This is a genomic window from Grimontia sp. AD028, from assembly GCF_000973155.1.
In the GTDB taxonomy this organism is placed as follows: Bacteria; Pseudomonadota; Gammaproteobacteria; order Enterobacterales; family Vibrionaceae; genus Enterovibrio; species Enterovibrio indicus.
Genome location: NZ_LASY01000050.1, coordinates 8,606 through 32,413, shown reverse-complemented (window position 1 = coordinate 32,413; position 23,808 = coordinate 8,606). Strand labels below are relative to the sequence as shown.

The 23,808-nt window shown below is 49.2% G+C and carries 9 protein-coding genes; 6 read left to right on the top strand and 3 right to left on the bottom strand.

Going from position 1 to position 23,808, the window contains the following annotated elements:
* Nucleotides 1-106: 106 nt before the first annotated feature.
* The 4 genes from RN22_RS11650 (at nt 107) to RN22_RS11635 (ending at nt 5,355) form a co-directional block, all read left to right on the top strand.
* Entirely contained in the window at nt 107-1,507 is a 1,401-nt protein-coding gene (locus tag RN22_RS11650; RefSeq protein ID WP_046304401.1) for an L-cystine transporter, read from the top strand.
* Nucleotides 1,508-1,573: 66 nt separating this feature from the next.
* Nucleotides 1,574-2,911, top strand: a complete 1,338-nt coding sequence (locus tag RN22_RS11645; RefSeq protein WP_046304400.1) for a CoA-disulfide reductase — start codon at nt 1,574-1,576, stop codon at nt 2,909-2,911.
* Nucleotides 2,912-3,125: 214 nt separating this feature from the next.
* The gene (locus tag RN22_RS11640) at nt 3,126-4,553 is read left to right on the top strand and encodes an NAD-dependent succinate-semialdehyde dehydrogenase (RefSeq protein WP_046304399.1); all 1,428 of its coding nucleotides are present in this window, start codon (nt 3,126-3,128) and stop codon (nt 4,551-4,553) included.
* A 313-nt stretch (nt 4,554-4,866) separates the two neighbouring features.
* Complete coding sequence (locus tag RN22_RS11635; protein ID WP_046304407.1) at nt 4,867-5,355, top strand: hypothetical protein; 489 nt, start codon at nt 4,867-4,869, stop codon at nt 5,353-5,355.
* A 44-nt stretch (nt 5,356-5,399) separates the two neighbouring features.
* Here the strand turns inward: RN22_RS11635 and RN22_RS11630 are convergent, their stop codons facing one another.
* The gene (locus tag RN22_RS11630) at nt 5,400-5,651 is read right to left on the bottom strand and encodes a hypothetical protein (RefSeq protein WP_046304398.1); all 252 of its coding nucleotides are present in this window, start codon (nt 5,649-5,651) and stop codon (nt 5,400-5,402) included.
* A gap of 219 nt (nt 5,652-5,870) precedes the next feature.
* On the opposite strand from RN22_RS11630, the gene RN22_RS11625 reads away from it, so the two are divergent.
* Both RN22_RS11625 and RN22_RS11620 read left to right on the top strand, forming a co-directional pair.
* Complete coding sequence (locus RN22_RS11625; protein ID WP_046304397.1) at nt 5,871-6,884, top strand: TAXI family TRAP transporter solute-binding subunit; 1,014 nt, start codon at nt 5,871-5,873, stop codon at nt 6,882-6,884.
* A gap of 91 nt (nt 6,885-6,975) precedes the next feature.
* Complete coding sequence (locus tag RN22_RS11620; protein ID WP_046304396.1) at nt 6,976-9,111, top strand: TRAP transporter permease; 2,136 nt, start codon at nt 6,976-6,978, stop codon at nt 9,109-9,111.
* A gap of 69 nt (nt 9,112-9,180) precedes the next feature.
* Here RN22_RS11620 and RN22_RS11615 read toward each other — a convergent pair whose 3' ends face one another.
* Both RN22_RS11615 and RN22_RS11610 read right to left on the bottom strand, forming a co-directional pair.
* Nucleotides 9,181-10,164 carry a chemotaxis protein CheV gene (locus RN22_RS11615; RefSeq protein ID WP_046304395.1) on the bottom strand — a complete coding sequence of 328 codons (984 nt, stop codon included), beginning with the start codon at nt 10,162-10,164 and terminating at the stop codon, nt 9,181-9,183.
* A 153-nt stretch (nt 10,165-10,317) separates the two neighbouring features.
* Nucleotides 10,318-23,487: a retention module-containing protein gene (locus tag RN22_RS11610; protein WP_046304394.1), complete on the bottom strand. Its 13,170-nt coding sequence runs from the start codon at nt 23,485-23,487 to the stop codon at nt 10,318-10,320.
* Nucleotides 23,488-23,808: the final 321 nt, after the last annotated feature.

Genomic DNA, 23,808 nt, shown 5'->3' with positions numbered 1-23,808 from the left:
CATTGATGACCTCTGAATACAAGCATCTTCAGGTTGTTTGGGTATATGTTTTTATTTTGTTATTTGTTTCATTTTAGCCCGCTGATTTTTTAAGGATTATTATAGAATGACAATGAGCGTTATATTTAACCTCGCGATATTCATCGCGCTTATTTATTTCCTTTATAAACTCCAAGCCAAATATGTTCCTTTTACTAAACGCGTTTTTGCTGGCTTGGGTTTAGGTGTTGTTTTTGGTGGATTACTGCAACTGTTTTACGGTGCGGGTTCAGACATCATTGCCACCAGCATTGACTACTTCGATATCGTCGGAAAAGGCTACGTTAAGCTACTGCAAATGATCATCATTCCGTTGGTCATGGTCTCGATCATTTCGGCCATTCTCAAACTGAATGGTGGCACATCGGTGGGTAAAATCAGTGCGATGAGCATTGGGGTGCTTGTGATCACCACCATGATTGCTGCACTGGTTGGCATTGCATGGTCGCTACTATTCGGTCTGAGTGCAGATGGCCTGACAGCAGGCGCAGCAGAAGTTGCCCGAGGCCAATCCTTGGAAGCGAACTTGGGGCGTGTGGAAAGCTTGTCTTTCGCTAACATGATTCTGGAGTTCATTCCCGCTAATCCATTCCTGGACATGACTGGCTCGCGTAAAACATCGACAATCGCCGTGGTGATCTTCTCCATCTTCATCGGTTTGGCAGCGACAGGTATTTCCACCAAGAAACCCGAAATCTATGCCTCATTCGAACACTTCATCAAAGTCGCACAAGCCATTGTGATGCGCATAGTGACTATGGTGCTGCGCTTGACGCCCTACGGTGTGTTGGCGCTGATGACCAAAGTGATTTCAGGCTCTAACTACGCTGATATCGTGAATTTGGCTAACTTCGTGTTTGCTTCTTATGGCGCGCTGATCACCATGTTCATCATTCACTTGTTGATCATTTCACTGGTTGGCCTGAACCCGATTCGCCACCTGAAGAAAATCATCCCGGTACTGACCTTCGCGTTCACTTCACGATCAAGTGCTGCAACCATTCCTTTGAATGTGCGTACACAGGAGCAGGCGCTTGGCGTACCAAGTGGCATTGCCAACTTTGCAGCTTCATTTGGGGCGACGATCGGCCAGAACGGTTGTGCGGGTATCTACCCTGCCATGCTCGCGGTGATGATTGCGCCAACAATGGGGATTAACCCGTTGGATATCAGCTTCCTCGTTCCTCTGATCGCCATCATTACTATCAGCTCATTTGGTGTTGCAGGCATCGGCGGCGGCGCGACGTTTGCTGCGTTGATTGTGCTTTCAGCGATGGACTTCCCAGTAGCATTAGCAGGCCTTCTGATTTCGATTGAACCTCTGATCGACATGGGCCGCACCGCGCTGAACGTTTCAGGTTCTATCACAGCGGGTTCTGTGACCAGTAAGCTGATGGGCGAAACTGACATGACTGTTTTCAACGACGACAAACCGCTGAATCTGGATGGCGAAGACGCCACAGCCTAGGCACTAATCTAAATACAATTGGGGGCATTACGCCCCCTTTTCCTGTTTTATTTGAAGGTTCACAATATGAACATCGTTATTATCGGCGGTGAAGCAGCAGGCATGAGTGCTGCAGCTAAAGCTCGTCGCGTTAACCCAAACGCGACCATCACAGTCTATGAGGCTACAGAAATCATCTCATTCGGTGCATGCGGTCTTCCCTACTATGTCGCTGATGAGTTTCAGGATGCTGGCTATATGTCAGAGTTCACGCCAGCCCAGTTTGCTGAACGAGGCATTACCGTGAAAACCGGTCATCGCGTTACCAAGTTGGATGCTGAACGAAAGAAACTGGAAGTCGTCCACCAAGACGAAACGTTCATCGCAGAGTACGACCGCCTGATGATTGCCACAGGCGCAAGAGAAGTGTTGCCTCCGGTTTCTGGCCTCGACAAGCAAGGCGTTCATAAGCTTCGTGTCATGCAAGACGGTCTTTCGCTAAAAGAAGCGGTTCAGAACGAATCGTGTCAGCATGTCACTGTGATTGGTTCTGGCTTTATTGGCCTTGAAGTCGCCGAAGCCATGATTCACCAAGGTAAGAAGGTTCGACTGATTGAACGTGCTGAGCGCCTTATTCCAGATGCTTTTGATGCGGAAATCAGCGTTCATTTTTCGTCTGAACTGGAAAAAGCGGGCGTTGAGATTCACACCGGCGAATCCCTGAAAAACATTGTGGGTGAAGGTCATGTTTCTGGTATTGAAACAGACAAAGGCCAGTACGTAACAGATTTGGTCATCGTGTGTACTGGCGTTAAACCAAACACCGAATTTCTGAAAGAGACTGGTATCAAAACCTTAGATAACGGTGCCATTGTCGTCGATCGCCAAGGTAAAACATCGCTGAGCGATGTTTGGGCTGCGGGTGACTGCGCAACAATCTGGCATTCGGTATCCGGTGAGAATGTGTATATCCCACTGGCAACGGGTGCGAATAAACTTGGCCGGATGATTGGTGACAACATCGCACAAATCGAAGGTGAACCACAGGAGTTTCCGGGTTCTTTGGGCACCAGTTGCGTTCGCGTTCTGGGTTTGGAAGCCGGCCGCACTGGTCTTTCTGAGCAAGAGGCCATTCGCGCTGGGTTTGCGGTTAAAACCGTCACCATTAAGGACAAATGCCACACCAACTACTGCGAAGGCCAATCTGATATGCACATTAAGCTGGTGTATGAGGAAGGTTCAAAGCGTATTCTTGGGGCGCAGATCATCGGCTACAAAGGCGCGGTACACCGCATTGATGCAATGGCTGTCGCGGTAAGTGCCGGATTGACCACCAACCAACTTGGTATGATGGACTTTGCCTACGCGCCACCTTTTGCGCGCACGTGGGATATTATGAACGTGGCAGGTAACGTTGCGAAATAACATCAACCTGTTGTGATGACTCTGAAAGCCAGCGACTACGCTGGCTTTTTGATTCCAGGCATTCAAAGGCTCACCCGTTCAATATATTGCACAAATCACAATCTCAGCATCTTTTCTTTCACCTTGCTGCCGCCTTAATCCCCTATCCTTGCAACCAACTAATCCGGCAGTTAGGCTAATCTCAACTCAACTGATTCATCGAATGGAAGCCGCTATGGAACAGATAACTAACCGCTCGCTACTCTCGGCAATGTGCGAAAACACGAACACTGCCATCGCTGTTGATAACCCTGCTACCGGAGAGGTTCTAGGTTATGTGCCTAATCACAGTCAGAAAGAGATTGAAAATGCCGTCAGTAAAGCCTCAGAGGCACAAAAAAAGTGGGCCAAACAGACAGCGAAACAGCGTAGTGAGATTCTGATCCTATGGTTTAACCTGTTGATGGAAAATCAGGAAGATTTGGCCCGCATCATGACATTAGAGCAAGGCAAACCACTTGCTGAGTCCCGTGGTGAAGTTGCCTATGGTGCGTCATTTATCCAATGGTTTGCCGAGGAAGGTAAACGCACTTATGGCGAAACTATTCCAACGCCATTGGCTGACCGCAGAATCATGACCATTCGCCAACCAGTGGGCGTTGCAGCGGCTATCACGCCATGGAACTTCCCTATCGCGATGATCACCCGCAAAGCCGCGCCAGCACTAGCAGCAGGTTGCAGCTTTATTGCCAAGCCCGCTGCTCAAACGCCTTTAAGTGCTTACGCTGTTGCGGCACTTGCCTATCAGGCTGGTTTACCCCGTGATTTACTGGCGATTGTAACCACAACCGATGCAGTGATGGCTGGAGAACTCTTCTGTAGCAGTGATCAAATCCAGAAAATTTCCTTTACCGGTTCCACCAATGTCGGCCGTATTCTAATGAAACAAAGTGCCGAGAGCGTTAAACGTGTGTCGATGGAACTTGGCGGCAATGCCCCTTTTATCGTTTTCGATGACGCAGATATCGATGCCGCTGTGAAAGGTGCCGTTGCCTCCAAATTCCGTAACGCAGGTCAAACATGTGTTTGTGCCAACCGCTTTTACGTTCAGGATGCGGTGTACGACGAATTCGTCGAGAAGTTCTCAGAAGCAGTGAAAGCGCTGAAAATAGGAAATGGTCTCGAGGATGGCGTAACCATTGGGCCTTTGATTGACGATAACGCTAAAGCCAAAGTCCAACGTCTGATTACTGGTGCTACTGAACAAGGAGCGAAAGTGGCCGTTGGAGGAAAAGATCAGGGTGGCCGATTCTTTGAGCCAACGATTCTCACTGATGTCACCCACGACATGGCGATTGTTCAGGAAGAAATATTTGGTCCTATCGCCCCTGTCATTCGATTTAGCGACGATAACTCTCTGGTGCAGATGGCGAACGACACTATTTACGGCCTTGCCAGTTATTTCTACAGCAAAGACATCAATCGTATTTTCGCCATTGCGGAAGCGCTGGATTACGGCATGGTCGGCGTCAACGAAGGCGTTATCTCTACCGAAGTTGCACCGTTTGGCGGTGTGAAGCAATCTGGCATTGGCCGCGAAGGTGCCAAACAGGGTATCGATGAATACCTGAATACCAAGTATATCTGCCTCGGCGGCATGTAACCTTCAGTAATATCCCACAGAACAGCGAAAAAGCGGGGTCAAAACTCCTGCTTTTTTTGCTTAAATGGCTAAAAACACATACCAAATCCACTTAACACCAAGAAATCCCTTTCATTCACTTTTACGCTCATAACATTCACTAATCTTTAACGAAACTCCTCTACATACGTAAGTGACTGTTGGAAATCTGCATAAAAATTCTGCAATCAAACTTCACAAAGACGGGTCTTTTCCTTTAATGTGAAGCGCAACAGTGTTTTTTCGTGCCACAGTGCGAAACTACGCTCAATTCAAAAAGAACAAAGGTAAAAAGATGTCTGACGTACCTTCAGCTGTTGTAGAAGTCGCAGCTAATGCACAAACCGTTGCTGAATCTTCCGGTTCCGTATGGCCATACGTGGTTGGCGGTATCGCTCTTGTCGTCGCAGCGGGTTTTTGGGGTTACAAGCTAGTAAGCCGTCCTACTTTCATCATTAAGCAGATCCGCCGCCGTAATCTGAAAGCAATGAAGAAAGAAGGGATTGAAAGCTCAGAAGCAACCAACGATTTAGATAGACTGCTGACTGCAATCGAAGAGCATGCAGTCTCCAACAAGATGTCTGGTGCTGACATGATCAAACTTCTGGCACCACTCAATGACCAGAACCGCATGAAGTCGGCAAGAGATATGTACCTGACCATGCAGCACATCGCTCGCGAAGTCGGTAACTCTCGTCTTGCTGGTGAATTTAAAGGTAAATCTTCAGGCGTGAAATCCAGCTCTAAGCTGATGGCTGGTCTGTTTAAACGCGCGGGCATCTAAAACCCTTAGCGAAAAAGAACTCAAGGCACCTTAGGGTGCCTTTTCTATTTCATGGCAGCCTTACCGCCAATGATCTTATAAGCAGGTGTTCCCCTGACCAACGTCTCCCTCGCAAACACATTGCCACAAGAAGGACACTCACAAGGCGTTTCGGTGTAATCAACGACAATACGTTCTTTAAAACACTTCACCAAAGACCCTTTCCCGCCTTTCTTGTATTTGAACAACATCGCCTTGCATTTCGCGCAGATGATATCGACTGATCGTTCCGGCAATTTCTTGTTGGGTTTCGCCACGTTACCTCCGATGATGACTTCCTCGATCTTATCTCATAAAACGCATTAGACCAAAGTCTTAGGCTGGGAGAAAAACTGAGAGAAAGCTTATGTTTATCAGGACTGCTTAACATCCCATTTACAATCTCGGCTATTCTTTGCTGGTTATCTGCGACGCGTCTATCTCACGCTTTGCATCTTATTCCACGGCAACGGATACCTATAACATTGGAGTGTTGTATGAAAATCAAATCCTTGGTGAAAACCCTTTCATTGGCAACTGCCATCGTGACAGCAGGCATGGGCAGTGCCGCTGCGGAAGAAAGAGACTATATCCTCGCCACAGCCTCTACGGGTGGCACATACTATCCAGTCGGTGTGGCACTGGCGACGCTGAGTAAAGTGAAGCTGGAGCCTCAGTACAAGTTTTCGCTGTCGGCTATCAGCTCTGCAGGTTCTGGCGAAAACGTTAAGTTGCTCCGCGAGAACGAAGCACAGTTTGCAATCCTACAGGGTCTCTATGGTGCATGGGCGTGGAATGGTGAAGGCAAAGTTGAGCAGGCAGGCCCGCAGAAAGAACTGCGTTCTGTTTCCATGCTTTGGCAAAACGTTGAGCACTTCATCATGCTAAGCGATTTGGCCAAAACTGGCACCATGGCAGACATGAAAGCGATGGACGGCAAAAAGTTCTCTATCGGTAAGAAGAACTCAGGAACAGAAGGCTCTGGTCTTCAAATTCTGAAAGGTTTGGATATTGACACAAACAAATTCAATATGGCGTACCTAGGGTACGGCGCCAGTGCTGATGCTCTGCAAAACGGCAACATTGATGGCATGAACACGCCTGCAGGTGTCCCTGTCAGCGCTGTGACCCGTGCTTATGCCGCAATGGGCGATAAAATCAAAATCCTCAACTTCACCGACGAGCAGGTTAAAGAAGCGAATGGCAGCTATAACCTATGGACCCGTTACGTGATTGAAGCCAATACTTACCCTGGTCAAACCGAAGCGGTTGAAACTATCGCTCAGCCTAACTTCCTGGCAGTACGCAGTGACATCAGTGACGAAGACGTATACCTGCTGACAAAAACCATCTATGAAAACCTGGCTTTCTTGAATGGTATTCACAAAGCCACTAAAGCGATGTCGCTACAAAAAGCCATTGATGGCCTGCCTGTGCCACTACACCCAGGTGCGGCTCGCTACTACAAAGAACAAGGTTTGACGATTCCTGATCACCTTGTTAGCAACTAACGGCTAAACCCAAGGCGCTGACCCCGTCAGCGCCGCTTCTTCATTTCCAGCCCAACAGGACGTCGTGTCTTCTTTGCACGCTAGAGGGAATATGACCGATAAATCTTCCAGTGCTGATTCAGCTCAGGAAATCGAAACCGAACTCTCCCAATTTGAACTGACGCAACGGACAGATTTCCCGTTAATCACTCGTATTGTCACCTTTTTCGGTATCGCGCTTTCACTTGTTCACATTTGGTTTAATACGTTCGCTACACTGCCAGAACTCTGGGTATCTGCGGCACATTTCGCTGGTTTTTCAGTAATGTGTGCGTTGACCTACCCTGCTGCAGCCAAATGGCGAAATAACCGTTTTGCGCTGGCCATCGACATTGGTATCGCCGTCGCCGCTATCACCTGTCTGGTTTACATCATTTTCGCTGAAGATGCGCTGTATGATCGTGGCGTAACCTTCGTCACCACCGACTGGGTGTTCTCTGTCATCGCTATTTTGATCGCCCTTGAATTAATTCGCCGCACCATGGGCTGGTTTATTCCATGCCTGATTGTTGTGGCGCTCACTTATGTGGTGTGGTGGGGAAGTTGGCTGGATGGCATATTCGCTTTCCCGGGACTTTCAGCAGAAACCATGCTCTATCGTGCTTTCTACAGCTCAGAAGGCATGTTTGGCCCAATCTCAAGAATTTCATGGAGCTATGTCTTCATGTTCATCTTGTTTGGGGCATTTTTGGTGAAATCCGGAGCCGGTGATTACATCATCAATGTCTCCCGTGCTGCCGCGGGAAAGATCATCGGCGGCCCCGGCTTTGTCGCTGTTTTGGGCTCTGGGTTGATGGGCTCAGTATCCGGTTCCAGCGTGGCAAACACCGTATCTACTGGGGTGATCACCATTCCCTTAATGAAGAAAGCTGGGTTTCCTCCCAAGTTTGCTGCGGGGGTAGAAGCAGCAGCATCGACAGGCGGGCAGCTCATGCCACCTGTAATGGGCGCTGGCGCGTTTATCATGGCGTCATACACCCAAATTCCCTATGTCGAAATCATCGCAGTATCGTTTGCACCTGCTCTGATTTATTTTCTGTCTGTGGCCTTCTTCGTGCGCATAGAAGCCAAACGCTCCGGTGTGCATCAGCTAGAAACCGAAACGCCATCCATGCTGAAAGTATTGGCGTCGGGTTGGCACTACCTCATTCCACTCGCTGTGCTTGTCGCTTTGTTGGTCATGGACTTCACACCAACCTATGCGGCGGGTATCTCGATCATTTCAGTGGTTGTGTCGTCTTGGTTATCACCAAACAGGATGGGTATCGCGGATATCTTTGATGCGCTCGCCCAAGGCGCCCGTAACATGGCGACCACAGCGGTATTGCTTACTGGTATTGGCTTAGTGGTCAACGTCATCAGTACCACAGGGATTGGCAATACCTTCTCCCTGATGATCAATGACTGGGCAGGTGGCAGCCTGTTCATCATGATTGTATTGGTCGCGCTGGCATCGCTGATTTTGGGAATGGGATTGCCTGTCACCGCGTCCTACATTGTGCTTGGCACCCTTTCTGCGCCTGCCCTTTATGGCTTGATTGCCGAGCAGCAATTGCTTGAGCTTCTTACTACCGGTCAGTTGCCAGAAGAAGCCAAGACCATATTTATGCTGATAGCACCGGAGCAGCTCGCCGCTTTGGGCTCACCCATGTCATTTGAAATGGCCGTCGATTTAGTAGGCAAGGTACCGGATGATTTTAAAGCGACGCTTCTGGAGCAATCTCTGGGCCCAGTTACCGTTGGATTAGCCCTGTTGGCCGCACACCTGATCATTTTCTGGTTATCTCAAGACAGTAACGTGACGCCACCTGTGTGCTTAACCGCCTTTGCAGCCGCTACCATTGCGCGCACACCTCCAATGGCTACAGGCTTCAAAGCCTGGAAAATCGCGAAAGGACTTTATTTAGTGCCACTACTCATGGCGTATACACCATTGGTAGCGGGAGATTTTCAGCAGGTTGTTATTGTGACCCTGTTTGCCATTTTGGGTACTTGGGCGCTTGTAGCTGGCTTAGAGGGTTATCTTGAAGGTCCGATTAATCCGCTTTTCCGCGCAGCAACATTCGGTATGGCAGCTTTGATGATGTGGCCAGGTTTGGATATTTGGCTTCGCTTACTGGGTGCAGGGCTGTTTATCGCACTGGTAGTGCACTCATACAAGAAACCGCCACCGCTGGCGACTGCCTAGCTTCAATGCTCAATCGCTTAAAAGAAGAAAAGCGCCTATTTGGCGCTTTTCACTTCTGTTGGCAGCCGACTAACCTTCTTTCAATACCAAACTATCCATCAAGCCAACCATGCGGCCAATTTCTGGTTTGGTGATGGTGTCATTCGCACCAAGATCCAGCGCTTTGCGGCGGTTGTCTTCACTCATCAAGGAAGAGAACATGACAATCGGAATGTCTTTGTATTCACCGATTTCACGCAGTCTTTTCACCAGATGCAAGCCGTCCATTTTCGGCATTTCCACATCAGAGACGACACCGTCGACGAACTCGGTAATGGGCAGTTGTTCTTCGGTGCAAAGCCGGACAAACTCAATCATGTTGTCCAGCCCTTCCTGACCGTCTTTTGCTGTGATCACATTGTAACCCGCCGATCTCAACGTGTTTTCAATCAAACGCCTGATAAACGCTGAGTCATCGACAACAAGGATGGTTTTAGCTTCGCGCCTTGCCACCATGGCATCATCAATGACCACGGTTTTGTCTTTGGTGACATCGTATTTTTCCATGCTAAGTTCAGGATTGATGTCAGCAATGATTTTCTCGAAGTCGAGGATCATGATGAGATTGGTTTCCTGACGCACTACCGCCACGACACAGTCTTGATCTGAAGCTTCGAGGAATTGGCTGGGAGATTCCACTTCTTCCCAGGATATCCGGTGAATCCGGCTAACACTGTCTACTAAGAAGCCGTTAGACATCTTATTGAAGTCAGTAACGATAACGACTTTTTCTTCGACACAATCCTTGGTTGGCACGCCAAGCCAGCGAGCTAAATCCACCAAAGGAATCAACTTGCCACGAAGAGAGAACACCCCCAGCACGTTAGGCTGTGCATTGGGGTAGTCCGTGGTATCGGGAACGCGGATAACCTCTCTTACTTTGGCGACGTTGATACCGTAATAACAGATCTTTTTAGAGCCATCAGGCAAAATTTTCTCTAAACGAAATTCAATAATCTCGAGTTCGTTTGTACCGCTTTCTGTCAAGATTGAAGTTTTAGGTTCTGTGCTCATACCAGATCTCAATGCATGTGAGGGCAAAAACAATAACGTCCTCTAACAGCATAGTCTTAATCTATCGACAGATGACTCAATTGACGAAAATAGTTATGTCCAAATTCAATACCTTGAACAAAGACCACTCAATGAGCAAACTTAGCTCTCCCGTTAATCCACTTTAAAAACCTGTTGGTCGTAAAGGGCGTTAATGATTTCTGAAGTACTGGATCCTGCAGCCAGACTAAGCCCTGAACTCGATATATCCATGCTTTCCAGCACGATGTTTTGCGTTTGCCCATTTGAAATCAAGGCAAGCGTGATCGTGCCATCGTTAGCGACAGTCGCATCATCAAAAAATGGCAATAAATCAGATGCACCCGGTGTTGAGCTTAACCCTGTCAGCAAGTCAGAGATATCCAGTTTGTCCTGCCCCAACGTCAGATCAGTCACCCTGTCTGTATTCGCTGGATTGGTCAAAGACGACTCCAGCCAAACGAACAGATCTTCTCCTTCACCGCCAGTGAGAATGTCATCGCCTTTACCCGCTTGCAGGGTATCATTGCCACCCATACCAAACAGGCTTTCTCCCGCGTCATCGGCGACCAACGTATTGCTTTCTCCATTACCGATATTGTCACCGAGATATAACTGACCGCTATCGATGACAGAGGTCAGGAGCTCTTCCTGGGTCATCCCAGAAGCCGTGCCATTAATCATTTCATCCAAACTGACGCCGTTGAAAACGATGTCCTGAACTTTATCTCCGCCAACTGAAACACTCAGAGTTGCGCTGCCACCGCTTTCGGTTAATGCGAGGATATCAGTCAGCGCTGGAAGGCCACTCAGGTTTTGCAGGCTTAGCGCACCACTGAGATCCACCACATCCGTTGCAGTGTCGAAATCTTCGATGGTATCTGTCGCAGGGCTGCCGACGGTGCCAAAATCTGCTGCATTCCAGACAAACCTGTCGATGCTGTTGTCCGCTTCACCCTCTTTACCACCCCACAAGCTGTCATCACCTGCGCCGCCACTGAGGATGTCTGCGCCAAGCCCGCCAATCAAGGTATCGTCACCAGCGCCACCTTCCAGTGTGGCATTTTCCGTTCCCGAAACCACCACATTGTCGAGGGCAGGATCTGCAGCTGCAATCGCCCCTTCGCCTGCGTTAGTCACGTTGATAGAAAGTTCGATGGAATCAGATTCTGCCGATTCCCCCGTCGTTGTCGTTGAAATAGCAACCACTTCAACGGTGTTCGACAGCACTGACGAGCCTGTCACATGCAGTTGTGCGAGCTCTGCCGGCGTTAGCGTCACAACACCACCGATAGGGCCTGTCCCCATGGCTGCGCCGTCAGCATCAACGAATGTTAGTCCCGCAGGCACATTTCGAATTTCGATCGAAAGCGTTTCAGATGGGTCCGTCAATGCAGCTGCCAGTCCAAGCAGTGGAATCACAGAAGCGACACTCCCCGCAACCGCAGCGGTTTGTGGCGTATTCAGGGTAAGTGTGGGAATGTCCGGTTTTGGCAGTACATTGATGCTGACCGAATCCGTATCTGTCTTCGCCCCTCCGTCACCGGTATTTCCGTTATCGTTGACCGTTACGGTAAGGGTATCTTCACCACTGAAATTAGTATCTCCCGTGTAAGTGACGCCATTGCCCAAAGCGTCATTAATGGCATCCAGCGGCCCCTCCAAAGTCATGTTATTGGTGCCCTGCCCACTCACCGTCACGCCCGAAGGCAATGGTGGTGAGTCCGGTAAACCAATCACACCGTCAATCGCACTCAAGCGAATAGAAATGGCACCACCAGACGTTTCATTAGCATCAACATCTTTCACCTGTATCGATTCAATCAGTAAGGTGGTTTCTTCTTCCGCTTCCAGTGAAGTTGGCAAGGTTAACTCTGGCTCGTCATTGACTGGTGTGACGGTAACATCGATCACCTGATTCACCCACAGCGAACTGTCCGCTTCTACGCCGTTGTCTACCGCGCGAATCGACACTTCAAGCTGCCCATCCCAGTTATTTTCATTGGCATCTCCCGGCGTGAAAATAAGCGAAGACAGCGTGGTTTGATTGGCGATAACGACCCAACTTCCATCGGGTTGTTTTTCCGCACTGCTCCCACTGGCAACACCCGGCGGCAGGCTGATCGTTGCGGAATCCGGCACATTGGTCAGCACCACTTTCACCACTTCTGGCCCATTCTCAGTCACTGACAATCCCGAACCATCATATGAAGGCGCTTTGTCGATCACCGTGACATCCAAAGGCAACTCAATGTTCTCGTCTTCCGTGCCGGAGACCGACGTGGTGATTTCAGTGTCTACTCCATCGCCAATGGGGTTAACCACAACGTCGATGGTTGTGCTGTATTCTTTCGGTGTGCTGAGTAGATTTTCTTTGGCGTAAACCACCATGACGACCGTCATTGAACCACTGAAGTTTTTGGGTGGAATAAACGCAATATCATCAAGAGAGAAACTTTGGCTGTTAGGTGGCACACTGATGGTCCAGTCGCCGCCGCCACTGTTCTGCACCAACTGGCTTCCATTAGAAACCAACTGGAAATCATCAGGCACACCGGTGAGTTTCACCGAAACAATCTTCTCAGAACCATCAGTGTCCTGCAGCGTTGCCGTGACTCCTGTTAGTGCGATTTGCTCATCTTCGTTGCCCGCAATCGCTGAAGTATTACCACTGAAGGTAACCGGATCGTTAACTGGCAAGACTTCGAAGGACACATTGGTTGAGATGGTTTTAACGGTGACAGAGTCAGGTAAGCTCGTCTGGTCATTCACTGCCCTATCTTCGACCGTTGTATCGACTTTAATGCTGACATCACCACTGAAATCCGCTATCGGCTTGAAGTAAACCTTGGAAAGATCAGCACTGGAAACAGTGATGGTGCTTTGCGGATTCTCACCACTTTCATCAACAAAAAAACCTACGGAGCTGTCAACGGTCAATACAGCCTGAGTGATGGTTTCAACACCGGAATTGGGCGACGTATCGGGGTCGATTAATTTCGACGTGAAATCCAGCTCGATAATGCCATCTTCAAGTGCTTTGTTGGCGACTGGCACCCATTCTGATTCATCGTCTACGGGCTGTTCTTCACTGTTCAATCCGTCAGTTTGAATCACTTTCACTTCGGTCGTAACACCATCTACCACCGGAGCAATAACAATGGAGATAGACGTATCAAGCTCTTTGATATCGCCGCTTAGTTTGTCTGTCGTGACCAATTTGATAGGAAGTATTGCGTCACCGGCAAAATGTCTGGGCAGTAATAACGCAATGGCGGAAAGATCAACAGATCCATCCGCGGCCACTGGTACTTTGGTAACATATTCACTGGTTTCGTAGTTGAACTCCATCCCAAAAGCCACTGCACCAATCGCCGACAGCGCTGAAGAATCAATAACCAGTGATAACTCATCATTGGGTGCATCCACAGCATTTATCTGGATAAAGTCGTCAATTTGCTCTCCAAATTTAATCGATTTATCTTCAGCACCTGTCACATTCTGCAAGTTGACCGATATATCACCTGCCAACTCGGTCTGATCTGTCTCACCCTGAAAGTCCAGTGTCAGCACAATGGGCTTCTGCTCGACGGGAGTACTTACGTCTCCTTCAGTTCCGTCCCCCTGATCCTGAACCTGCGCTGTGATTTGCGCATATACAGGCGCCGTTGTTTTAGCAGACGTCGTAATGGCCAATGTATCTAATGCATTCGCAGGAACAGTCCAACTGCCGTCACCATTATTGATCCCACCTGTCACGTAGAACTGGTCATAGAGTTCAAGCTGTTCTTCTGTCAGTGGTGTTCCACTGGCATCAGCGACAAAAGTGACCACGACCTGGGTAATAATTTCCTCGCTGCTTCCGTCTGTGTTTACGCCTTCAGGTGTTATAAATGCCAAACGTCTATCAGGACTGGAAAGTGATATTGAGCCAGTACCCTCCCCGACAATGGTCGTCGAAAGAATATTATCGGAAGCATCAATTAGCTCGATGTCTCCTGTATTCTCTACGGTCGCGATGATGAGGACATTCAGATCACCAGTGATCTCTTTGGTATCAATAGCCGAAGAGTCGGTGTCTTTCTGTTCAACAGTTAGCTTCACGCTTAGATCAAGATCCCGGTCGAGGTCAGAGTTTACTGGGGCTCTAAGTAAAAGATTACTGCCTGATAAGAGCTTACTCACTTGATCAGTGGAGAGCACCGCTTCGCCTCCAGAGAAGGTAATAGGCGTTGATTCACCGGCAATCGTCAGAGTATAACCAGCGTCAATCGCTGCCTGAGCCATCGAAAAGGTAATAGCGGTAATAGATTCGTTGTTATCAGTGAATCCTTCATCCGTATTTGGACGCCAATTAACGACCACATTCTGGTCTTCAAATCCACGGCTGTTGAGCGTGTAATCTTGCGCATCAATTTCCGGTTCGATATGTACAATGACATCTTTATCGACGGTCAAAGAATCGCCATCGTCTTCAGTGACGATAATGGTGACAGTCAGCGTGATATCATCTGTACTGCCAGGAGGAGGAACCAGTTTAACGTCTGAAAGCCCATCTACCTTGGCCTGATATTGGGGTTCACCATTAGCACCCAGACCAGCATAAACTAGGTTGATTTCGTCATCATTGGTATCTAATAAGGTCACGCCTTTGGGAATATTGGTGACCAGTGTAGACAGTGTTTCAGAGTCATCGTCAGGCAGAGAACTTCCTTTCTCACCAGATTTAATGGTAAACGAAAGTGAAACTTCTCCATCTTCCGGAATGGTGGTTTCAATCCCCGTCTCCACGCCATCTTCGATGACTGGCTGCCAAACATTACCTAAATCTGCTTCAATATCTGGCACATCAGCCACGCCTTTCAAAGCCACGTTGAGGATTTTTGCGCTGGTCTCGTAAATATCAGTCACCGTCTCGGCGACACCACTGGCATTGGTGACTGTGATCGTGTCTTTCACCACGCCTCTGACATTCAGGGCGAAATCCACATTGCTTTCCGGTGGTGGCTGAAGCTTCAAACCACTGATATCTGCATACGCAAACTCATAGAGACCGCCACTTTCCGGCACCTCGGTCCCATCACTCAAGAGTAATTTCGCACCTGTTGGCACGCCGGTGATCCAGACATAAAGCGCTTCAGAACCGTCTGTATCTGCTGAATCTGTCAGTGAGATATGCGGTGCGAGGTCGATAAGCTCGTCTTCTAGCCCACTGGCTCGGGTCACTTTGAGAGTGGTGGTATCCGCAATTGGGTCAACCGCAATCGTGATGGTTTGAGGTTCTGAATCCGCCGTTTGCTGACCGGACGCGAAGTTGTCTTTCTCTTTACTTTGGGCAATCGCTGTTAGCGTGATGTCACCAGAGAAATTCTCGTCAGGTTTCACTACCACATTGTTGATATCCGCCGCTGCGACGATGTATTTGCCATCTGTCGGCGTCAACTCTGCGCCATTGAGCAACAAGGTGGCACTGCCAGCGTCGAGTGTCAGGATGTAGTTCAGTTCTTCCGAGTCATCCCTGTCTTCCAATTCAGCGTTCAGGTTGAGTGTTGCACCGTCACTGTCTTCATCAATTCGGTAGTAAAGCGTTGTCGTTGAATTTTCCCAAATCGGCACATCAGCAATACCCTCAACGGTGATGGAGAAGGTTTGGTTATCCAACTGACGTTCTGAGCCATCTCCGTTGGCCACAAATCCCGTCACGGTAAACGTAGGCACACCGTTAGATGCGGAGTAATCCTGATCAGGGACAAAGGTCACGCCTTGCAGTGTCCAAAGTTCATTGGAAGCATTGGGCGTGAACAAGCTGCCCGCCAACTCAATTTGATTGCCAGTGATGGGAAGCTCCGCACCGTTCGCATAGAAAGTGCCGTGAGCGTTAGATGGCAAGGTAATCAAAACGCGATCAACCGTTTCACTTTGGTCATTATCACCAACGTCGACAGTCATATTGATCGGAATACCATCCGCCGGATTGCCGACCAAATCATCGTTAGGATCTGGCTCCCTGCCCTGGTCTTCAAAACCAGATGCATTTTGGACGACAAGTTGCGGCTGGGCATCGACAACCACAATTTCCGTGGTGCCGACAACGATGTCTCCATCGCCGTCAAGAATTTCGTAGCTAAAAGATTCTGTGATGCGGTTGCTGGTTGAGCCGGTGTGTGTGATGTCATCGTTGGCGATGAACTCCACCGTACCGCGGCTATGAATCACCAAGGTGCCGAGTTCTTGCCCGCCACTCCCCTCGGTGACCGTAAACCGGTTATTAATGCCCGGTGTCAGTTCATGCTGTTCGCCATTGATAGTGACTGACTTGATGGTTGCATCATCAGCGCCTCGATTGCGCGCAGGCAGAATGGTAATGCGTGAAGATGAATCCCCTTCTTCCATCACCAAACTTCCGCCGCCTGTTCCGACGCCGTCGGTCTCCAACGAAAATGGCACATCATCAAGGACATTCACGACGATATTGGCTGTCGCTTTGTCGCCATCAGCATCAGTCACTTCAACAGGGAAGTTAATCGCGAGAGAATTTTTCTCTTCACCTCGCGGATGGTCAAGTGCGCCAAGCAGTGCAAAGGTATAAGTGCCATTCGGGAATACGGTTAGCGTAAAGACTTCTCTTGCGCCCGCCATACCGGTGTAAACCTTATTGGCAGATGTATCACTGGTCAGCTCCAGCGTGACTGCGGTGCCTTTTGAACTCAGCGGAATGGCAGTACCAGCCGCATCTTCACTGTTGTCGCTATTTACTGAGGCAAAGCCGCCAACGTTTATGGCTACATCAGCAACTTCATCACTGCCACTATTGATTTCCAGTTGTCCGGTCGCGGTATCCTGATCGGTTCCCACACCGCCGGGAGTAGTACCGGGACGGTTCTGATTGGGGCTAGAGCCATTAGCGTTGATATCGCTTTCTTCTACATTCAACACAGGCGCGTTGGTAATCACTGGCGCTTCGCCATCCTGAATATCAACGCTAATCGCTGCAATGCCACTTATCACATCACCATCAGAATCCTTGGTGTCGAGAGAGACTGAAATAACAATGCGATCACCATTAATCGTTACCCGTGTGTTTGATGTCGCATCAGCATTGTGGTCAACAGGTTTGTGAAGCGTGATAGAAGGTTCGATGACCAAACCATAGCCATCGACGCTTTGGGTAGCAGGAAAGCTCAACGTCATGACCAACTCACCATCAACCCGCCCAGACAGGACACCTGTCGTCTGATCGTATTCGAAGTCGATGGGTTCACCGTTACTGGTGAGTACCTCTTCCATGTCTTTAATCAAGTCATCCAACTGAGCACTGCTGATTCTCACGTCGTCCGGGATCAATCGGTCAGTTCTCGCATTGACTGTCAAACTCACGGTTGAGGTGTCGGGATAGCCAACTTGAGCGCCATCAGGGGTTAAATCTGGCTCAGTGATCGGCAAGGTTTTGTCAGTAGACGGAATGATCGCTGAGTCATCATCCTGAATCGTGACGGTAAACTCACCTGTCACTTCATCGCCATCAATATCCGTCACCTTCACGCCGATGGGTAGCTCAAGGTCGCTACCAGCCTGATCAACAGCCAAATCCAACACAACGGAGTATTCTCCTGTTGGCTTACCCGAAGCATCAGTATCAAGTTTGATGGTCAACACCGTGTCACCATTCGCAGGTGAAGAGGAGGCTGACAGGCTTGGATCATCGATAACGATGACGATTTCGTTAGTCAGCGAAGAAAACGGCTGTGGTTGAACACTGGTTTGGTAACCACTGCTGGTAATAGCATTAAGTGCTGCTTCCAATCCTGATGGCGCATAGAACTCGATGGACTGAATCGCATCTGTGCCTTGGGTAATGCCGAGGCTGATATTCTCTTGCGAGCGCGTGCTGCCAATAATGGGATCAATGAGTGTTGAATCGACAGGATCGACACTCGGCGGCGCGCCATCCTTTATGGTGAGCGTGAAATCAGATGTCGTTGTGTCACCGTCATCATCTGTGACTTTAAGAGAGAGCGGCAACTCTACCGACTCACTGTCTGGCTGTTCAATCGGACGGTTTACGGTTGCGGCGTATTGGTTGTTCGCTTGATCGATAGCTACCGTCAGCACAGTTATAGTGGCGCCAGACCCGTCGATATACCCCACTTCGATGGTTTTGTTTGAGCCATTGAGTTCGTTCAATGGAGTTAGCAAAGTCAGCGCATTGCCTTCGCTGGTCAGCCCTTCTATTTGGGTAGCCAAAGAAGCATCTAGATCCCAAACCAGCGAGGTGATGTCATCACTTCCCACCTCTAAGCCCAGAGATTCTGTTGTCGAAACCGGTGTATCGCCATTGGCTGGTTCAGTAAGTTCAGCATCAGCGACTTCCATTATCGCATTAATGCCATCTTCCACTGAGTAAGTGACTTCAATAGGCGTATTTAGCGGGTCGTTATCCGTATCGCGTGCCTGAAGTTGAACCTTGATATCGAAGATTTCGTCATCGCTACCAGAGGCTGGCTTAACTGTCACCCATTGGTTGTCAGCAAACTTGCTTTCTTCAATGTGATCAAGTGGCTCGCTGAGCGTAAAGACAGAAGCAATAGACAGGCCTTGCGCCCCCGTGCCCGCTGATTGCGTCGTGGTCAAGGTTATACTGGCAACTTCAGTACCATCGCCCTTTTCACCCACCAGCGTGATGACGTTATCTGCGGTGCCCGCCTCAATGCGGAATGTCAGCGCATCACCACCTGAAGTCAGTTCATTCAACTCTTCAATCAAAGCAGTCAGATTGGCGATAGAGACAGAATTGGGCAGTAGCCTATCCGCAGCGGCATCTAATGTGATCGTGCCGTTGACGGTTTGAGCAGGTTCGTTAAGCTTGTCTTCGGTGATTTCATACTCACCACTCACTGTCGCTGATTCGCCCGACGCGTCACTGCCATCATTGATGGTAACGGTAAAGTCAGAGGAATCACTGTCACCGTCGTGATCCGTGACTTTCACAGAAAGTGGCAGATCAACCTTTTCATCTGATGGCTGGTCGATAGATTGTGACAGTGTCACTGCATATTGATTATTACCCGCATCCAGCGCAATCGTCATCACGGTCACTGTTGCACCAGAGCCATCGGTATAGCCAATCTCTATCGGATTATCAGAATCATTTAAATCGTTGACTGGACTCAGCAATGACAAGGCATTGCCATTGCTGGTTAGCCCTTCAACGATGGTCTGAAAACCACTGTCCAACTGCCAAACCAGTGAATCAATATCATCACTCCCGATATCCAGTCCCAGCGAACGAGTTTCTGTTGCCGTTGAACCGGAATTAGGGTCAGTCACACTGGCATCCTGAACATCGATTTCTGGATGGATGCCATCTTCAACCGAATACGTCACTTCTATCGGAGCATCCAGCAAATCATCATCGGTATCTTTCGCTTGCAGTTGAAGCTTGATATCAAAAATCTCTCCGCTGCTGCCAGATGCAGATTTGATGGTAACCCACTGATTATCAACAAACTTGTCTGGGTCAGCGTGGTCGAGCGGGAGGCTGAGCGTGAAGACTGAATCAATCGTGATGCCCTGTGCACCACTGCCCGAGATTTGTGTGGTAGTCAGTGTGAGGCTAACCACCTCGGTGCCATCCGCTTTTTTGCCGACGAGCTCAATGACGTTATCAGCCGTGCCTGGCTGAATGGTGAAAGTCAGTGCATCACCGCCGGAAGTCAGTTCGTTGAGTTCGCTTTGAAGAGCCGACAAGTTGGCGATAAAGACAGAATCCGGCTGAAGCCTGTCTGTGGTGGCATCTAATGTAATGGTGCCGTTGGCAGTTTGAGCAGGTTCATTCAACTGGTCTTCAATTAAGCCGTAATTACCGGAGACACTGACATTGACGCCACTGGCGTTGTCATTGTCTTCAATCGTCACCGTGAAAGCAGAATCTGCGGTGTCACCATCTTTGTCCGTCACCTTCACGGAAAGTGGAATGTCGATTTTGTCGTTACTGGTGGTTTGATCGATTGGGTGTGACAACACTACATCGTAATCATTATTCACCTGATCCAGTGTGAGAGTCATGACTGTGATTGTGGTGCCAGTGCCGTCAACATAACCAATCTCAATGGGTTGGTTTGAATCATTGATGTCGCCGAGTGGTGTTAACAGCGAAAGTGCATTGCCATTGCTGGTGAATCCTTCGATGGTGGTCTGGAATGCGCTATCCAGCTGCCAAACCAGCGATTCAATATCATCACTGCCAATGGTAAGGCCAAGCGAACCCGACGCCGTTGATGCACTTCCCCCTTTAAGCGGATCGACGAGCTCAACGTCTGCCGTATCAATTACCGGATGAATGCCATCCTCAATCGAATACGTCACTTCAATGGGCGCGTCTAACGCATCATTATCTGTATCAAGCACCTGAAGCTGCAGCTTGATGTCGAAGATTTCTTCACTGCTACCGGATGCAGGATTTATCGTGACCCACTTATTGTCGGCAAATTTGCTGTCTTCAATATGGTCTAGCGGTTCGTTGAGTGTAAAAGCAGAAGCAATCGAGATCCCCTGTGCGCCGGAACCCGGCTGTTGCGTGGTAGTCAACGTCAGACTGACCACTTCCGTGCCATCGGCTTTTTTACCCACCAATTCGATAACGTTCCCTGCCGTGCCTGGCTCTATCGAGAAAGTCAGCGCATCGCCACCAGACGTCAGTTCATTAAGCTCGGACTGTAATTCCGACAGATTGGCAATAGAGAGGGAATCAGGTTGCAGACGGTCAGTTTTCGCATCCAGCGTAATCGTGCCGTTTGCGGTTTGCGCCGGTTCATTCAACTGATTTTCTGTGATTTCAAAACCGCCACTCTCCATCGCAGACTCACCAGATGCATTGCCTGCATCGTTAATCGTGAGGGTGAACTCAGAGGTAGTGCTGTCCCCATCGTCGTCTGTCACTTTAACCGTTAATGGCAATTCGACCTTATCATCGGTTGGCTCATCAATCGGTTGCGCCAACGTCACCTTATATTCATTGCTGGTTTGATCGAGTTCGATAGTGAGCACGGTAATCGTAGTGCCAGATTCGGTGTAGCCAACCTGAATGGGCTCACCATCGGCGTTGAGCTCACTTAAGGGTGTCAGCAATGACAAGGGATTCCCGTTACTGGTGAGGCTTTCAATCAAGGTTTGGAAACTGCTGTCGAGTTGCCATGTGAGTGAGGCAATATCATCACTGCCAACCTCTAATCCCAGTGATTCTGAGGTGGTTGAAGCAGGCTCGCCAACCATCGGGTCAATCAGGGTTGAATCTGCTGCGTCGATAAGTGGCGTTATCCCATCTTCCACTTTATAGGTCACGCTAATTGGCGCATCGAGTGGGTCCCCATCCGTATCCTGTACCTGCAGCTCAACTTTGATGTCGAAGATTTCCTCGCTCGTACCCGAAGCCGATGAAATAGTGACCCATTGGTTATCCGCAAACTGGCCTGGGTCGAGGTGATCCAACGGACCATCCAAGGTAAAGACTGACGCAATGGAAATACCCTGCGCGCCCGTACCAGAGGTTTGACTGGTCGTTAACGTGATATTGACGATTTCGGAGCCGTCCGGCTTAGTTCCGGTAATTTCGACGACATTGCCCGTTTTAGTGAACTGGAAGGACAGAGCCTCTCCGCCTGAAGCCAGCTCATTAAGCTCGGTTTGAAGGCCAGTGAGATTTGCAATTTCAAGGGAGTCAGGAACCAATCTGTCTGCCGCTGCATCTAGCGTTATTGTGCCATTTGCGACCAAAGCGGGCTCTTCCAGCTGGTCTTCAGTGAGTTCATACTGCCCTTCTATGGTTGCGTTTTCTCCCGATGCGTTATCACCATCTTCAAACGTGACGGTAAAGGTGCCAACGCCGCTGTCCCCGTCACTGTCTGTTGCTTCAACGGTCACCGGAATCAAGGTGTTATTGCTCGCTTCTGACTCATCAATCGTGGCATTTTGGGCGACAACGTAGGCATATTGATCTGTCGCCCCCGCGACAGGTTGGAGGGTGATACTAAGTACAATGGAAGAAGGATCGCTGTCGAGGCTAACGCGGATTTCGTTGTCTTCAACAACAAAGGAGGTCGAAGCACCATTGCTGGTGATCGCACTCAAGGCATCGGAAAGCTCAGGGGTCTCGACAAAACGAATCAATGCCAGTGCATCACTGTTTACATCCAGATTGATGGGAATGGGCTCGGAAACATACTCCACGTTGTTTTCATCAATGGTGATGCTGTCAGGGCTGAGTGTTGGATCAGCACCATCTAATACGGCTACCGTGGTACTGACGGGCGTATCCAGCGCATTACCGCTAACGTCTTGCCCTTGGATCTCCATCGCGATGTTGATGGCATCCCCCGTCACTGTCACCAAACCCTCACTGTTACCCTCCGCGTTGTGGTCTAGAGGTGCATTCAAGGTAACAGATACTGTCAATGACACATCCCTGCCAACCTGTTCGCCTGTCACTTCAATAATGACAACAGGTTCGCCATTTAGGCTCCCCGTGATGGTTTTGCCATCTGCAGAAAGAACATAATCCAGTGGCTGACCGCCGCTTTGTGTATCTGCGGTCAGCTCAGCGATTAACGATTCCACTACCGTTGGCTCAATCGCAAAGCTGGTCGCATCCAACGGTAAAGAGCTTGCTGTGATCAACACACTGGAAACCGTGCTAACCGGATACTGATCTGGCTGTAGGTCGCTCTCGGTGATGATGAGAGACAGAGACTCACCACCCGAAGGGGGAAGAATAGGAAGTGGATCGTCATCGGCTGGAGCGGCTGCGTTGGGAGAAAAAGTGGTATCGAACCCGGCCTGTGCCAACACGCTGGTATTGTTGTACTGAATAACCGCAAAATCACCGATAGAGGAACTGGTTCCACCTCCAGCTCCCGCCGCCGCCGCTTCAAATTCCTGCGTCGGGTCAACACCGGCAAGAATAGCTTCCTGCAACGCAGCGATGTCACCATCTAGCAGCGCGATTGCGTCTTCACTTTCTGCCAACGTGACGTTTTCATCCAGCCCAATGATCTGAATGCCCTCATCATCGAGCTTGATACAGGTGGCACAGGGCTCTGAAACCAACACGGGTTCGCCATCTTTAATGACAATGTAACGGGCGTTGGGTGACGCGATAACTATACCTTCAGCACCCAGATTTGTGCTGCCGGTCAATGGCGCTGCCAGATCGTTCTGAACAAGGTAGACCTTGCCTTCTTCTACGGTGACTGACGTTGATAATTTTTCTATGTTTTCCGACGTCTCTGAGCCGGTATTTGCAGTCTTCATCGATATACCTATAACGTTTACGAATCACCCAGCCAGTTGCCTTACTGTCTAGATTTACCAACTAAATTGCAGTGAGACGGGTTTTCGAAATTGTTTGCCTATCGGATTTGATGAAAAGTATTAATCGATCAAATTGGTAAAAAATTAATGCCTCCCAGACAGTTTGGCCTTTAGAAGTTTGCTTTGACCTGTCTCATTTACGATAGAAAAGCGATAAAGCCCGTTTTAGGGGGTCAATTATTTTCGAACATGCCCTACTTTTTACGTTGTTAAGTCGAACGTGTAATTTATCGCAATTTGTGGTCACACACCTGTCCATAT

What these genes read in the sequence shown, in the direction of transcription:
- RN22_RS11650 (WP_046304401.1), top strand. Translation starts at nt 107, where the DNA reads ATGACAATGAGCGTTATATTTAACCTCGCGATATTCATCGCGCTTATT.
- RN22_RS11645 (WP_046304400.1), top strand. Translation starts at nt 1,574, where the DNA reads ATGAACATCGTTATTATCGGCGGTGAAGCAGCAGGCATGAGTGCTGCA.
- RN22_RS11640 (WP_046304399.1), top strand. Translation starts at nt 3,126, where the DNA reads ATGGAACAGATAACTAACCGCTCGCTACTCTCGGCAATGTGCGAAAAC.
- RN22_RS11635 (WP_046304407.1), top strand. Translation starts at nt 4,867, where the DNA reads ATGTCTGACGTACCTTCAGCTGTTGTAGAAGTCGCAGCTAATGCACAA.
- RN22_RS11625 (WP_046304397.1), top strand. Translation starts at nt 5,871, where the DNA reads ATGAAAATCAAATCCTTGGTGAAAACCCTTTCATTGGCAACTGCCATC.
- RN22_RS11620 (WP_046304396.1), top strand. Translation starts at nt 6,976, where the DNA reads ATGACCGATAAATCTTCCAGTGCTGATTCAGCTCAGGAAATCGAAACC.
- RN22_RS11615 (WP_046304395.1), bottom strand. Translation starts at nt 10,164, where the DNA reads ATGAGCACAGAACCTAAAACTTCAATCTTGACAGAAAGCGGTACAAAC.
- RN22_RS11610 (WP_046304394.1), bottom strand. Translation starts at nt 23,487, where the DNA reads ATGAAGACTGCAAATACCGGCTCAGAGACGTCGGAAAACATAGAAAAA.